This is a genomic window from Dictyobacter halimunensis, from assembly GCF_036245075.1.
Map to the genome: position 1 here is coordinate 796,958 of NZ_BSRI01000002.1, position 15,826 is coordinate 812,783.

Annotated in this window: 11 protein-coding genes; 3 read left to right on the plus strand and 8 right to left on the minus strand. The window is 50.5% G+C overall.

The window, feature by feature from the left end; all coding sequences use genetic code 11:
- Positions 1 to 106 precede the first annotated feature (106 nt).
- Complete coding sequence (locus AABA21_RS17340) at positions 107 to 1,063, plus strand: LLM class F420-dependent oxidoreductase (RefSeq protein WP_338252309.1); 957 nt, start codon at positions 107 to 109, stop codon at positions 1,061 to 1,063.
- A gap of 99 nt (positions 1,064 to 1,162) precedes the next feature.
- Here AABA21_RS17340 and AABA21_RS17345 read toward each other — a convergent pair whose 3' ends face one another.
- The 4 genes from AABA21_RS17345 to AABA21_RS17360 all read right to left on the minus strand — a co-directional run bounded on the left by AABA21_RS17345 (position 1,163) and on the right by AABA21_RS17360 (position 6,731).
- Positions 1,163 to 1,618, minus strand: a complete 456-nt coding sequence (locus tag AABA21_RS17345; protein ID WP_338252311.1) for a MarR family winged helix-turn-helix transcriptional regulator — start codon at positions 1,616 to 1,618, stop codon at positions 1,163 to 1,165.
- Between the two features lie 15 nt (positions 1,619 to 1,633).
- Positions 1,634 to 3,550: a chloride channel protein gene (locus tag AABA21_RS17350; protein WP_338252313.1), complete on the minus strand. Its 1,917-nt coding sequence runs from the start codon at positions 3,548 to 3,550 to the stop codon at positions 1,634 to 1,636.
- A 159-nt stretch (positions 3,551 to 3,709) separates the two neighbouring features.
- The gene (locus tag AABA21_RS17355) at positions 3,710 to 4,993 is read right to left on the minus strand and encodes an MFS transporter (RefSeq protein WP_338252315.1); all 1,284 of its coding nucleotides are present in this window, start codon (positions 4,991 to 4,993) and stop codon (positions 3,710 to 3,712) included.
- 838 nt (positions 4,994 to 5,831) lie between these two features.
- Positions 5,832 to 6,731, minus strand: coding sequence for a hypothetical protein (locus tag AABA21_RS17360; protein WP_338252317.1), 900 nt, complete (start codon positions 6,729 to 6,731; stop codon positions 5,832 to 5,834).
- A 228-nt stretch (positions 6,732 to 6,959) separates the two neighbouring features.
- Here AABA21_RS17360 and AABA21_RS17365 point away from each other — a divergent pair, with 228 nt between their 5' ends.
- Positions 6,960 to 7,358 carry a response regulator gene (locus AABA21_RS17365; protein WP_338252319.1) on the plus strand — a complete coding sequence of 133 codons (399 nt, stop codon included), beginning with the start codon at positions 6,960 to 6,962 and terminating at the stop codon, positions 7,356 to 7,358.
- Positions 7,359 to 7,534: 176 nt separating this feature from the next.
- Here the strand turns inward: AABA21_RS17365 and AABA21_RS17370 are convergent, their stop codons facing one another.
- From AABA21_RS17370 to AABA21_RS17380, 3 genes are all read right to left on the minus strand, one after another.
- On the minus strand, positions 7,535 to 9,781 hold the full coding sequence (locus AABA21_RS17370) for a transglycosylase domain-containing protein (RefSeq protein WP_338252321.1): 2,247 nt from the start codon (positions 9,779 to 9,781) through the stop codon (positions 7,535 to 7,537).
- Between the two features lie 457 nt (positions 9,782 to 10,238).
- Positions 10,239 to 10,994 carry a DUF72 domain-containing protein gene (locus tag AABA21_RS17375; RefSeq protein ID WP_338252322.1) on the minus strand — a complete coding sequence of 252 codons (756 nt, stop codon included), beginning with the start codon at positions 10,992 to 10,994 and terminating at the stop codon, positions 10,239 to 10,241.
- A 342-nt stretch (positions 10,995 to 11,336) separates the two neighbouring features.
- Entirely contained in the window at positions 11,337 to 12,674 is a 1,338-nt protein-coding gene (locus AABA21_RS17380; RefSeq protein WP_338252324.1) for a S53 family peptidase, read from the minus strand.
- Positions 12,675 to 13,182: 508 nt separating this feature from the next.
- On the opposite strand from AABA21_RS17380, the gene AABA21_RS17385 reads away from it, so the two are divergent.
- Positions 13,183 to 13,818 (plus strand): RNA polymerase sigma factor, encoded by a 636-nt coding sequence (locus AABA21_RS17385; protein ID WP_338252326.1) that lies wholly within the window; start codon positions 13,183 to 13,185, stop codon positions 13,816 to 13,818.
- 63 nt (positions 13,819 to 13,881) lie between these two features.
- On the opposite strand, the gene AABA21_RS17390 is transcribed toward AABA21_RS17385, so the two are convergent.
- Positions 13,882 to 15,651, minus strand: coding sequence for a helix-turn-helix domain-containing protein (locus AABA21_RS17390; RefSeq protein ID WP_338252328.1), 1,770 nt, complete (start codon positions 15,649 to 15,651; stop codon positions 13,882 to 13,884).
- Positions 15,652 to 15,826: the final 175 nt, after the last annotated feature.

Consider the following 15,826-nt stretch of genomic DNA (forward strand, 5'->3'; position numbering starts at 1 on the left):
CTGGCACCTGTACTTGACATCTTGCCCCTCCATCAACCTTAAATAAAGATGGTAATCGTTTTCTATCTATTTAAGAACAACCCGGAAGGAAAGGGGTATCTACCTGATGGCTTTAAAATTTGGTGTGATTGTTCCCCAGGGATGGCGCATGGATCTGGTGGGCATTACAGATCCGGTGGAAGGTTATGAGACGATGACACGTGTGGCCCAGGAGGCTGAAAATCTTGGCTTCGATTCGATCTGGCTGTTTGACCACTTCCATACGGTTCCCCAGCCCACGCAGGAGCCAACGTTTGAATGCTGGACCAGCACGGCGGCCCTGTCCCGCGATACAAAACGGGTACGCATCGGTCAGATGGTGACCTGCAATAGCTATCGCAATCCCGCTTTGCTGGCGAAGATGGCTAGTACGGTGGATGTGCTCAGCCATGGACGCTTGAACTTCGGTATCGGCGCCGGCTGGTACGAGCATGAATACAATGCCTACGGCTATGACTTTCCTGATGGTCCTACACGCCTGCGCCAATTGCGCGATGCCCTGCGCATTATTCGGGCGATGTGGACGGAAGAGGAAGCCACGGTCGAGGGCAAATATCTGCACGTCAATGGTGCCATCAACCAGCCCAAAGGGGTACAGAAACCACATATTCCCCTGCTGATCGGTGGCGCGGGCGAAAAAGTGACCTTGAAGCTAGTGGCGCAGTACGCGGACGCCTGTAACATTCAGCACCTGGACAATGAGGGACTGGCCCGCAAGTTCTCCATCATCAAAGAACACTGCGATAATGTTGGTCGCGACTACAACTCGATCTGGAGAACAGTGCTGTTCAATTGTGCCATCGCGGAAACCGATCAGGAAGCGTTGACCAAAAGCGCCCCATATCAGCGCAACACCCCGGCGGATCGCATCCGTCAGCAGGCGCTGGTGGGAACTCCGGATGCCATTTACAAGCGCGTCCAGGAGATTGAGCAGGCCGGCGCCCAGGAACTCATTATCTTCCTGCAGGACTCCGCCCAGTTGGAATCCCTGCGCATGTTCGCCAAAGCCTGTATCAACAGATAACCAATAAAAAGTGTCAGAAACACTTTTTATTGGTTATCATGAATACTCACACACGGGCGGCCGCATATACGGCCGCCCCTCCTAATAAAAGTCTATTGATCAAGATTTAGCACCGGATCTATCCGGCAGCGATTGGGCGGGCTCACCAATCAAGGCATTCAAAGCTTCTACCAGGGCAGGACCAGACGAACGTAATTCAGTTCGATGAAGCAGCGACAGTTTCTTCAGGATATCTTCACCGGCGGGGGTCAGGGTGATAAGCACACGACGCTGGTCAACGGTGTCGCGGGTACGCTCAATCAGGCCATGCTCGGCCATACGGTCAAGAAGTTCAACTGTGCTATGATGCCGCAGTTGTAAGCGCTCAGCGATATCGCGGATCGTAGGCGAGCCACGCAGCGAGAGTCCCTTGACAGCCAGCAACAACTGATGCTGCTGAGGCTCCAATCCGGTCGCGCGGGCCGCCTCCTCACTAAAATGGAGAAAACGGCGGATCGCATAGCGAAACTCACTCAAGGCGGAATAATCATTATCAGTCAACACTTCATCAAACATAAACAAACTCCATTCTTAGGGATGCACTCGCTCACCGGGCTCCTGCTCCTCTTCTCCTCCTACGTTCTCTACTTCTTCTACAACGTCAGTTGTGTTCGGTTGCCCACGTCTCGGCAAAAACAGGCGCAGGCGCAAAGGACGTTCTCGCCGACGTTCTTCCTCCAGATTATGCGAACGTGCCTTGAGGAGCGCACTCAGCGAAATTATGCCCAGTAATTTTGATGAGTTTTCGCTCTCAACAACAGGTAAACGGGTATAACCGCTGGTAGCCATTCGATTGATTACATAACGCAACGGCTCATCAGCATAGGCCACGACGGGTTGCTGGGTGATCAATTTACCAATCGGCTCCAATGAAGCACGCTCTTGCTGTATGAGACGCTGCAGATCATGGCGCGTTACTACACTGACCAGTAATTCCTCCTCGTTCAGGACTGGGAAGAGATGCTGTATGCGCTCCTGCTTCTCCAATTCATCGTGCACCGATGGGGGCAAGGCCGTTAGCAAAAGCGAATCAGACAGAGCTACCACATCGGTACGCATCACTTCACGTACAAAGAGCAATTCCAGTGGATCAATCGCGTACTCTCGGCTAAGATGATAACCACGGCGGCTAATCTTTTCTGTTAGAATCGAGCGGCGCATCAACAATACAATAAGGGCATAAGCAACTGTTACAGCAATTACCAGGGGTATTAACGCGTTAAAATCGTGCGTCAACTCCAGAGCAAAGATAATAGCGGTAAAAGGCGAACCTATTGTACCACCCAACACGGCCGCCATACTAATTAACGCCCAGAAACCCGCTCCTTCATTGGGCAGAAACATCGCTTCAATGCCACCCAGCGCACACCCTACCATGAGCAAAGGTGCCAGCACACCACCCGATGTGCCAGAACCCAGAGAAACACTCCAGATAATGGATTTGACCAACAGTACCCCTAGTATGATCTTGATCGAAACATCCCCTTGCAGTAATGCGCCAATTGTATCATAGCCCACACCCAATGCCTGCGGGAAAATCAATCCACCAATGCCGATCACCAGACCACCCAGCATCGGCCACCACATCCAATGAATAGGCAGGCGATGAAAAAAATCTTCACTACCATACACCATCAACGTTAGCAATGCCGCGGCACCACCAGCCAGCAGTCCCACCAGCACACAGCCGAGAAAACCTACCGGGCCGATAAAAGCGCTATGCGGTGGTACGGGAAAAAGTGGTCCACTCCCCAGCAGGTAGTGACGCAGGATGGCAGCGGTGACGCTGGCCAGCGCCACTGGCACCAGGCTACGTGGCTTCCACTCAAACAGCAACAATTCCACCGCCAGCAGGATGGAAGCAATGGGCGCGGCAAATGTCGCCGACATACCTGCCGCCGCACCCGCAACCAGTAGCGTCTTGCGCTCCACGCTGGTTAGATGAAAAAATTGCGCCACCATCGAGCCAAACGCCCCACCGGTCATAATAATGGGACCCTCAGCACCAAAGGGACCACCGGACCCGATTGAAATAGCTGAGGCAATTGGCTTGAGGAGCGCCACCTTTGGCTCGACCTTACTTCCATTGATCAAAATTGATTCAATAGCTTCAGGAATACCATGACCTCGAATGCGTTCAGAGCCATAGCGCGCCATAAAACCGATGATCAGAGCCCCCACAACAGGCACCAGCACTTCCAACAGTCCCAGTTTGTTTCCCACTGGCGAGACCAGATTCAGACCCCAACGTTGATAAAAGAAAAGATTGGTAAACAGTCCGATGAGCTTCAATAAAATGACGGCAATAAATGTACTACAAATACCAATACCAATAGCCAATACCGCAATAAAGAGCATGCGTGGAGTGGTAGTAAAATCCCCAAGTTTCTTCACAGGGATAGAATCTTCTAATAAATCTGCCTGACTGCCAGAACGAGTTGATGCCATAGACCTAGTCTCTCCCTTGTAATTACAAAGTATGATTGTTTAATCCTCTCAATTATATCGCATTACGATATAATTGCCAAGCAGTAAAAAGGCTGGCTGCTTAATTTTTCGTACTAAGCGGCCAGCCGGGTCAAAAATGATACTCTTACGCGAGCAACATTAATCGTCCTGTGTGGAGCGATGGACCAGCACTATGGAACGAATGCGTACCAGCAAGTAGCTAGTGATACTTCCAATCGCCAGGGCTCCAGCGGTCCAGCTGTAGACGGCGCTATAGCTGGAACTGGTCAGACCCAGTCCAAAGAGCGGAAAGAGCACGATCATGGCGAGGCTAAACATGCCGGTTTCAAACGAGAGCACCATCGCGCGCTGTGCCTCCGGGCTATCCTCGTTCAGGCGCGTGCTGACCGTAGGATAGAGAATAGCGCTTGCGGCCTGCAGAAGTACCAGAAAACCGAACAGGCTAAGCACAGCACCAGGCATTATCATCAACACCACGCCGACGAGTTGGCAAAGGACACAGGCCGGGATCAAGAAGCGTACCGCCACACGCCGCATCAGAGCGGGAGCCAGCGCGGTAAACAGACACTGACTCAGGCTGCTGATGGCCATAATAATACCAATGCTGCTCAGCGCAAACCCGAGATTATGAAATTGCAGTTGGACAAAAAAGTAAATGGTGGTACCACAACTTTCAACGAGGCCCGAAATCAAGATCAGTCCGAGCAGGCGCGGCGAGTGCCAGACTACGCGCAGGCCCTGCTTGAGGTGCAACAAAGGATGTGGACGCTCGCGCACCTCTGCCTGCTGGGGCTCCGTAACCGCCTTTGGCAGCAACAGCAAAGGAATGATTGCCAGTAAACAGACCAGCGCACGGCAGATAAAGGGTAGCGTCTGCATTATATTGCCCAGATAGCCCCCCAGCGTGGTGCCGGCCATTTCACTGATCACACTGAGCATCAAAGTCACGCTCAACAATCTGCTGTAGCGCGCCGACTGCTGCTGCACATCCCCGAGAGCGGCATAGCTGGTCAGGGACCACAAAACGGCCTCGTTGGCCCCCCCCAGGAAAGCATACGAGATACCGGAGAGCGCGAAGCTGATAAACAGAAATGGCAAGGTGGGCTGCAAGAAGAACAGCGTCTCGATGGCCCCCAGCAAACAATAGAGCATCAAGCTCTTACGGCGCCCCAGCAGGTCCGCGAAGATACCGGTCGGCACCTCGGCCACGAACTTGGCCAGGTGGAAGGTCATCTCCAGCAGTCCAATCATAAACGGCGAGTAGCCGTGGGAGGCAAGGTAGATCATCCAGATGGCGCTGGTAAAGAGCAGGCGCATGGTGCCGTTATAGCAGAAAAAAGCGACTAGCCAGCGCCGCCATGGTAGAGTTTGTTGAGCCAGAGGCTCCGAGAGCGCGGATGGCTCTATCACAGGTTTGTTCATACTTCATCAGGCCCTTTCAAAACATAGAGTTTAGCAATGGAATGAAAACAGGAGCGACACATTGAGGGCCTGGCGTAAATACCAAACGGAGAAGAGGCGCTGTTCGTCTCTTATATCTTCTGCCTTCGCATAACAGGCGGCATCATTCAAATGGAGAGAACAATACACAGCCACACAGGAAAGAAGATCGTCAGAAAGGAGGAAAATAGATCCACGCCAAACAGAGCATGCCTATCAGAAGCAAGCATGCACGATGATCAGCGCTACTATTCGCCGCACAAGCATTTCAGCGCCAGGCTGCTTATGCGGCACGCACATGTGTAATGGCTTTATAGGGGTAGTGGTAAGCCAGAAACTGAGCAATCTTGTCTTGCTCGGCACGGCAAATGTATTCATCCTGCATAATGTAATGAGCATACCTGATCCATAAACCGCTGTCAAGCAAAATACACAAACAGGATGCCATTCACATTTTGACGCTGTTGGCGAATGGCAAAACGAGCGTGAGAATGCCATTTTGGGTTCCAAATAAGCGATCAAAAGGTGCAAGAAAGACAACAAGAAAAGCGGACATGCGTCCGTAGGTGTCGGGCTTGCCTCGACTTGCCGCGAAGCGACCCCGTACCCGGACGTGCACGTTCCACCAACGGTGATATCGTTCCTTGCGAGCGCCGATGAACGCAAGCGCGTGCCATCCATTGGCTCATCCTTTTCGAGGAATGCTCATGTATTGAAAGAAACAAATGCGCCCGCCTTCGGGGCCGCTTCGCGGCAAGTCGGGGCAAGCCCGACACCTACGTGAATGACTGGCAGCGTAGCCTCTCTAGCTACTACCAATCTAATACTTATTGCGTAGATCGACGAGGGGTAGCCCTGTTTTCTGTACGATCAGCGCGTGCAAGCTCTGCAACTGCTGCATGTATTCATCCATTGGCAGAACTGGTTGGTTTAAAGAGACTACATTAGGCCACTCTTTCAGGTTGCCATACCAGCAAATCACTACTTGCTCACTCGCTAGCTCAAATTGGAAGGGCGGCCGGGTCTTTTTATTACGACCATCACTGCTGGTAACATCGTCGATAGCAAATAGGCGCGCGTCGGACCACAGAATAGTCTGTACTTTCTGCGACCGTAATTGAGTCAGGGTCAACCCATGTTCATCTGCCAGCAATTGATGTCCTGGCTGAAACCTCCACATCCACCAGCAAAAAGCACTCAAAAAAAGCCACACACTGAAAAGAGATGCAATGGTCATGCCTAAAAATTGCAGCCAGGTATTCACAATAAGAATCACCAGAAGTACAATAGTTGCACTTAAAAATATAGTTAGCAGTTTTGATTGATCTATTCGATAGTCTAACACAATCGGCACTACTATCTCCTGCGCAGATAACAGCGAGCCTGGTTGTTGCTCCGCCAGCAGTTGCTTCTCACCACGCACAACGGCCTGGCGCTTCTGCTCAAAATACTTGATCGAGCCACGCGAAACAATGCTCATGAGCAGCAGCATGATGCCAAACCAGAGAAGGAAATTGGGGTTAGCCAGCAGGAAAGGTACAAGAAAACTACGTGCATGAAAAATAAGCTCATATACAATGGCAATAACAAGCAGCAGCAGATAAATGCCAAGGCAGTAGAGGCTCAGGAACAATGCCCTTTTATTCTGCCCTACGCGCGGATGTATCTGAACGCGGGCAATTTTGTGATCGACGCCTGATCGAGCTGGATCCTTCAACATACAGCCCCCTATCCTCTATTCTATATCTTCTATATACATATTACATGAAGCCAGGCTGTATACATAACGGATAGAGCAAGAATGAAGATGCAGCACTGACGATTCTACATCCCTTTGATGCAATTAACGCCAAAAGTCGTATGCAGTGAAGCTCTCGGGGCTTTTGTCGCGTAGTAAGAAAAACAAGAGTTTCTTTGTAGATACTATTGCTAAAAGGATGCAGTTATTATGTCGCTCGATCATAAAAGTGAACAAGCACACGATAATAAAACGATTCTGGTCATTGAAGATGACGGCAGCGTCGGATCCAGCCTGGTGCAAATTATTGTGGAAGAGACACAGCACCTGGCTTTTTTAGTCACCGATCCAGAACAGGCGCTCAAAGTATTTGAAGATTTACTGCCGGACCTGTTGATCATCGATTATCACCTGCCGCATATGAATGGGATTCAGCTTTACGACTTTTTGCAGCAGCGTCGCGAGTTCCAGCATGTTCCCACCATTATTATCAGCGCGGCATTACCCGAGGGAGAGGTTACAGCGCGCCACCTATTCGCGCTAAATAAGCCATTTGATATCGATGATCTTCTCTCGGCAATCCACAATTTCCTGGATACTCCTGACTAAAGCTTCGCCCTTCTATCACCTCGCCACAGCCCTGAAGGATTATCCCACGAAAAAGCTGGCATAGCACCTATCGATGTACATAAACCGCACATCTCAATGCCATACCAGCTCTTGTATGTATGCGCTACCTCTCCTTCACTTCACCTGTGCTCCTGTAGTCAAAGAGAGAAGAGACCTTACTGCTTTAACACCCAGTCACCATTCTGTTTGACAACGGTCGAGGGCGGTCCCGGAAATTTGACGATTGGCTTATTCTGGTTCAGGTAGAGCTGAACATCATGCCAGATCGGTCCGGCTCCGTCAACACCAGTTACATTTATCATTTGAGAGTTGTCATTATTGCCGGCCCACACACCTACGGTATAGTGGGCGGTATACCCCATGGTCCAGTTATCGACAAACGAGTTAGAGGTACCGGTCTTTGCGGCAGCCGGAATGACCTTGCCCGGATTACCAGAGTAACACTGAGAGGTACTGCTGGTATAGAGATAGAGCGAGCTACACGGTCCAAACTCGATGTTTCGAGAAGGATTATCGGAGAGCACGTTCGTCATCATGAAGGCGGCGGCCGGACTCAGGACGCGCTTGCCGGTTGTATCCGGCTTGAAAACGGCTTTGCCATTCTGATCAGTTACCTCGGTGATTGCGTGGTAAGGGACGCGCACCCCGCCATTAGCGAAAGTGGCATATCCCTGTGTATTGTCAATCAAGCGCACGCTGAGTGCGCCCAGCACCATAGTGATGTTGGGAGTACCGAAGAAGACATTGGCGGCCTTGGACTGGCTCCCGTCGCTAATATTCATCATGTTCTCGGCCGTCTTCAAGGATGCATCAATACCAGCGGTCTGCTCGATCTTAATGGCCGGAATGTTCAATGAATTGTCCAATGCGATACGATACGGCATCCAGCCACCATAGGTCATACTATAATTATGTGGCTGATAAGGGGGCAGACCACAGCACATCGGCACGGTAAGCGGAGCATCCAATACCTTGCTGCCAGGGCTGGCCGTTCCCTGCTCAAACGCCGTCGCATAGACGTATGGCTTAAAAGAGGAACCGGGCTGGCGATAGCCCTGGGTGGCCACGTTAAAGGAACCATATTTGGGATCGTTGGGATCGATGTTGCCAACGATGGCGCTGACCGCCCCCGTATGCTGATCCATCACCACCACGGCGGCATTGGTGATATGGTGGGCCGTCATCTGCTGCACATGCAATTTGGCGTTAGCCTGCGCGAAGTTCTGCAGCTTCAGATCCAGAGCCGTCTTCACCACCAGTCCAGATCGTGGCAGGTCCGCGGGCTTGACATGCAGATCGTTTGTCAGCTCGCTGAGCACATAGTTGACATAGGTTGAGGCCTGTTCAGGCGGCAGACCCGTACGCTTAATAAAGTCTGGTTTCTGTAGCTCCTTAATGGCATCGGCCTTTTGCTGCCCGGTTATATAACCCTGGACGTACATCTGCTGCAATACCTGCAGGGTGCGGCTATAGCTATTGCGCGGATAGGCGATGGGATTGCGCAGTTCTGGATTACTGGGAATGCCGGCCAGGGTCGCAGACTGCGCAATATCCAGTTGCTGCGCCGCTGTCTGCGTGGGTGTATCCTGCAAGCCAAAGTAGCGAGTGGCCGCCGCTTCGGCCCCATAGACCATATTGCCATAATAGATAGTATTGAGATACATCCCCATAATTTGTTCTTTGGTATAGTGTCGCGTTACTTCGGGCGCCAGGATAACCTCCTGCAATTTACGCAGGGCTGTATCTTTGTTACCGACGATCGTATTCTTCACCAATTGTTGCGTTATCGTACTACCACCAGCCACCACCCCGTGGGCGGTCAAGTCAGCAATGGCAGCTCGCACGATACCGGTAATATCAAAGCCGCTATTTTTCCAGAAATTCTGATCTTCGATCGCGACCTCGGCATTCACCAGATTCTTCGAAATCTTGTTTAGCGGTTGCGTTGTCTGGACCCCATCATCAGCTCGCTGAAAAATCAGGTTGTTCTGTGCGTCATATACTTTTAAGTTGTCTTTAGGCAACATGTCTTGCAGGGTTAAGATGCTGCCATGATACTGCTTATCAACGGCATTGGAGAAGCTCGCGTAGGAAACAAAAATGATCACGACCAACAGCAGGACAGAGAGCCCGCTAACGATGACCGAAAGCATGGTGCGCGTCGTATTGCGCGCCCTGGCTTCCACCTGTGTATTAGTACCATGTAACGACTTACGCTTAAAATAGCGCTTGGTATGCCAGCCAGCTTCATGTACACGCTTATGCGAAGCCTCATACATAACTCCTGGAGTTGGTGGCTCTGGTGCCTCGCCCAGGCGCTGGGCAACGGCAGCCTGACTATAAGCCGGGAGCTTCATGGGTTGACGTTGAGGGGAAGATGTCCCTTCAGTCTGCGGAACCATTGGAAGTGTCTTCTTTTCTTCTCCTTCTCCTGGCTTCGATGTATTCCCGGGACGCATTCCGGTTGCCATATTACTCTGTCTTTCTAGCTTAATAGAAGTTCTTATTCTAATAAAAACTATGATATGCCGAAAAAAGTTTCGATTAATATAATGAATTCTAGTAAGCAACCTGGGTAGAGAAACGCACGGCAGTTGGGCTACTAAGGGGATAAATATAATGATAAAGATGCTCTATGCCTGATGTTGCGTTTACCAGCTTCCCTGGTTTTTATACTCTCCAGCCATAAGTATACCAGAGAAATATCGTAATCTCTGCATATAACACTTTCATACCAGCCAAATAGGACTTTTTATATCCTTACGCATCCATCAGGGAAATGGTGACAGGGGCATGATACTGCCTATCCGCTTTTTCGCTTATTCCTGGTACCCTACCATTCATGGCACGCTATGGTGTTCAGCCAGGTTGGACGGCCTGTGATCCAACCAGTTCGCGCAAACGCTGGGCGTTGTAGATAGCGCAGGCATCGGGATCATTATTGAAATAGGCATAAACATCACGCCCCTGCTTTGACGCATCTTTTAAGCGCTGAGCCCAGAACGTTAATTCTTCTTCGCTAAGGCCAATGCCATGGGCGCCATGATGGAAACGGACATAGGTAAATGGACCAACAGCGGGCAGATCGAGGGGAGTAGGAAGGGCGCCGCCGACGCTCTGCACCAGCACAAAACCCGCATCCTGGAGGATCTGTGCCAGGCGAGGAAAATGCTCCGGCTGCAGCCAGCTAGGATCACGAAATTCAAAGGCAGCTCTGTGATGAGACGGCAATTGCCGCACAAAGTCCGCCAATCGTTCCAGGTTTACATGCCAGCGCGGGGGCAATTGATAGAGAAAAGGTCCCAGGCGCTCCTGCAATCCCTCTGCGGCGGTAACGAGACGCTGAATACCTTCCTCGGGATCGTTGAGCTTCTTCATATGCGTCAGGTAGCGGCTCCCCTTGACAGCGAACACAAAATCCGGATGATCCTCGGTCTGCTGGTATAAGGCGGCGAATTGCTCACGCGTCGGCAGCCGATAGAAGCTTCGATTGAACTCGACGGTCGGGAAACGCTGAGCATAGTAGGCCAGCTGAGCGCGCTCAGGCAGCTTTTTGGGATAGAAACGCTCCATCCAATGCGGATAAACCCAACCCGAAGTACCGATCCAGATCATATACCACCTCACGTATTGCAATCAAACACCATCAAAAAAACCATGCCTGATGAAGGCATAAAACGTTCGCTTATTGTGAATACGCATACAGGAACAAATTCGCTCCCAGGCCTCCCCGCTGTTATTTTCTTTATAGCCATACTATGCTACCAGAGCGACAAATTTCAGCAACGCTTCCGCAAATGGTTGCTGCCATATTTACAATTACACCGTCCCGGGCTCATGCAACGCCTGCAGGCTAATGACTTCCCAATTTCTAATTCCTGACCAACACAGGACCCATAAATAAAAAGGGATGTGTGGCTCGAAGCCACACATCCCTTTTTATTGTCGAGCACTATGCTACGGCATAGCATTGACGTCGTTGACAAAGTTTTTGGGCGTGCCCAGACCGGTGATGTAGTCATAGCCGGCTTGAGCTGTACACTGGAAGCCACAGCTACCATTGCTGCCGCTGGTAATGTCGCGGAAGGCATCTGGATGCTGCTTGGCCACGCTATAGATCAGATCTGGCGTGAGCTGCTTGTTCACCAGAGCGGCGATACCGGTCCAGATTGGGGCAGCTACGCTGGTACCAACCATGCCGTTCCAGCGACCCTGATAGAAGATGGACATATGTGTTCCAGAGACCGCGGCCACATCAGGTACCGCGCGCTTACCGTTGGCCTGAGGAACGCCATAGGCTTTCTGACCAGCAGGTTCCGCATAAGTCGTCGAACCACCGCCGGAACCGTTCCAGGCGGTCTCGACACCATTGTTAAGAACAGTACCACCAACAGCGATCACCCCTGGATAGCTGGATGGGAAGGAACCCGGTACGGCGTGACCGTTATCACCACTGGCAGCGATGAGCGCGACATGGTTAGGATTATTTGCATACAGCGACTCAAACTGCGAGGCAGTGCTGCTATCAAAACCATAGCTCATGTTGATAGCCTTGAGGCCGGGAGTTTTGATGATCTCCGATGGTCCTGTCGCCAGGCCGTTACTGCTCTTCTGCACATTGTAAAGCAATAGTTTGGCCTTTGGCGCCACGGCATGGATCGTCTCAATGTCCAGGGTACCTTCAGCCTGGTCCGCTCCCGGAGAAATAGTCTGACCGCCCTGATATTTGATGGTCAGGCAGCCACTGGCAACGGTACACTGTGGCAGGCCAAATTTCGTGCTATATGCAGCCAGGTCAGACTCAATGGTCGGAAGGCCACCGTCAATAACCACGGCCACCAACTGGCCTGCGCCACCATTGGCACCGGGCAAATTATACTGCTTCCAGAGATCCTGCGGTGTCAGATAACCGGCGATAGGTGAACTACTGGCACCTGGGCCTCCCGGACCACCACCTGGGCCTCCCGGACCACCACCTGGGCCTCCCGGACCACCGCCTGGGCCTCCTGGACCCCACGGACCTCTCGGACCACCACCTGGACCTCCCGGACCCCACGGACCTCCCGGGCCAGCCATATGCTGAAAATTAGAATTGGTAGATACCCTACTACTTAGTCTGGAGTAGAGAAAAGTAGAGCTCAGTAATACAATAGTAACCAGCGCAAGTAGGAGGAGACGAACAGAAAGTTGCCCGTTCCCTTCATATTGAGCTGAATAAGCGCTCTGGCTAACGGTATTGTAGGTGTTTGGGGGAGTTTTCATCGTCAATCGGTTGTCCTGACGTAATTTAAACATGATAACCTCTTGTACATACTAGTGACACTCCTCCTTGCCCTTGTAACCATCCCAAGTCAGTATGGCTCGGAGAACTCAAAATCCAAAGTCTCTATATCAGACATCCAGATGTATTGATGTCTGATACCACTTTCACAGTAAGCACTCTACAGATGCTGGCTTCTTCTTGAAACAAGCAGTATATGCTCTGCTTGCTTACTGTTGTGTAAAGCATAACATGGATCACATTGATATATATTGATACATGGAGAAATATAGCCTAAATAGGCTAACCTCTGCATAGCAGGTATGTGGTAAGACATGATTAGCACAACAGTAATTTGCGTTTCGGGCATAACGGGGAGAGCCCTTATAATTTTCTTATCTCATTAGATTTCCCTTAAGATTTAGCCGGGGTCCAATTTTTCCATGGAATTCCATAGAAAAATAAGTTACGCTACAAACTATAAGGTTAAAGAAACACATGTGCTGTGTTTTCTGTGATGATAGTAAGAGGACGGACGATATTATGATACAGCAGCAATCACCTATAGAGAGAGAAACTGTATGGGAGATTCCCTCACACGAAAGCCTGCTCGCAATGCGCGTGCTCGCCGGTGATCAAGAGGCATTTACGCATTTCGTAAAATATTATAGTGGTCCACTATATAACTATATTTATCATGTTTTACAGGATGCAGAGCTATCAGCTGACATACTACAAAACGTATTTACGCGTTTCTATACGTTTCTTCCCCAGATGAATCTGGATAAGCCCTTCAAGCCATGGCTCTTTCAAGTCGCTCATAACTTCTGCATCGATGAAATACGTAGCAAACGCCGGCGCATGACGCAGACATTTTCTACCCTGATCATCATGGATGAGGAGACGAACACGGAAGGTATCCTGGATATTGAAGATCCCAAATCAAGCATTGAAGAGATATGCGAGCGTCACGATATGCAGACATCAATACGCAGGGCGCTCAAGGCGCTCTCATTAAAAGCCCGCAATGTGGTTATCTTGCGCTGCACCTCCAATATGACGTTTTCACAGATTGGCCAGGCCCTGGATATGCCAGAACAAACAGCAAAGACCTACTTTTGCCGCGCAAGAAAAATACTGCGCCAGGAATTACTGAAGGATGAGATTATTCAGAGGTAGATTGCAGGGCGGCTACCATCTCCATGCTGACCTGAAAAACACAGCAGTTCTTTCAGGTCGCACTTACTGAGCAATGGTCTCGAGAAGAGGAAACATAAACACACCTGGGAAAGTGGCGAAGGCTTCTTTCACCATGAGCAAAGCACGCGTTGCTATTGCCTGGTTATCCTGTACGCTATGTATACGTTGTTCAAGGATAGTAGCATAGCGCAGGTAGATCCGCAGTAAATAACTGGCGTCTAGATCCTGGTTGGGCACGATACGCGAGGCTGTAGCGAGAGCCTGTTGGAAAAAGTGATCCGCCAGGTCGAAACGTTTGAGCTGGTCATTGTTCTTACTGGCTCCTTCAACCAGGGCGATTTCTTCGGCCAGGATGCCAAACGCAAAACATAGATCCGCTAATGTGCCAGTATCATCGGTCAGGGAAGCCTTCATATGCTCAAGGGCCTGTGCCAGGTCAAATGACTGGTTACAGTCTTGCATGTCATTGTCAGATACGTGCGCGCAATGCCGAATGACATCCCAGGCAACATCTGGATTTTTGAGGAAGCGCAACACCCATTCACATATACAAGCGGCCAGCTGTCTCTCTTTATTCGCAATACTGCTATGGTTATTCAAGCGAGCAAGCATAGCACGCCGCACCGTGACATGTATAAGATAAGCCAGAGCGGTGGTCGCGGTCTGACGCATATCGGCAGGGAATCCGGCTTTAGCTTCGTAGCGCTCCATCAGTTTCAGAAAAATCTGGCGGCATTGCTCATATGCATTATCGAGCAGTCCGCTGGGAACGGACGGGCAAACATTATGCTCGTTGCTAAGCAAGGTACCCGCAAAGGTGGAAGAGTTCCAGTAACCCCAATCGATCAGAACCATAGTTTGCATCAGGCGGGCATGCATCTCACCCACCATATCGCTGCTGATCTGATACAGGCTACAACTCTGTAACAGATAGGTTACGGCCTGATGGAAACTCTGCTCGATCTCGGCGGTCGATAAGCCTTTCTCGGCCTGCAATCTATGGGGAAAAGCTTGAGGCAGGGCCGCATAGATACAATACCCCCATCCAAGATAGAGCTTACCAGCGCTGGCGAGATTACTGGTAGCCTGCAGATACCGATTTGCTTCCTCAAAATAGAGACAGGCTTTAACATGGTAGCCCAGGGCCCGGCAATCATCGCCACAGCGATATGCCACCTGTTGCAGCAAATCCTCATTAGCAGGGTTATGCTCTTTCAGCGAGGCCAGGGCACGCTGGTGATAGCGCAGTGCGCTGATATAGTCATACTCCCGGGCATAATTATTTCCCAGGGCATTGCTGATAAAAGGATGGTAGTCGGAGGCAGCTAACGCCAGCGCTTGCTCCAGTGAGGCGCGCGCCCTGGCATATTCGCCATCCTCTTGCAACACCAGACCATTTAAGAAAAGGAGCCTGGCTTGCCGCTCCTGCCAGGTGAGCCCTTGGGAAGATGAGAAAAGGGAAGAGCTTCTCAATTGCGCAGGCAGCGAAAAAGGAATCTTTTGCTGGCCTTTAAGGACCATGTCCAGCAGAGCTATAATTTCCTGATCATCTTCGTTCTGCTGTGAAAAAGAAACAGGCTGTGGGAAGTATTGATTTTTCGTCTCCGCGTCTTGTAAGTGTCTCTCAAAATCTTCTGGCGCCTGCTGCAATTTTTCCGCAAAGTGTAACAAGGCACTATGTGATGGAATAATACTATTGCGCTCAACTGCACTGACATACGATTTGGAAAACTGATCAGCCCCTAACTCACTCTGAGTGAGGCCTTGCTGACGACGCAACTGGCGAAGGTATTCACCAAAGGATTGTCGCATTAGAAGCACCTCTTTCAGCGGCATTGTTTACATCTTTATATATTGCGAAAGCTCATTTCTCTAATATTGACCATTTTATGTTACACGTTAAAGCAACTAAAAACGTAGTATACGCAGTTCTTTCGAAGCCGTCAAGAAAATGAAAGAAACACAAAATTTTCATTGATGGCTATTT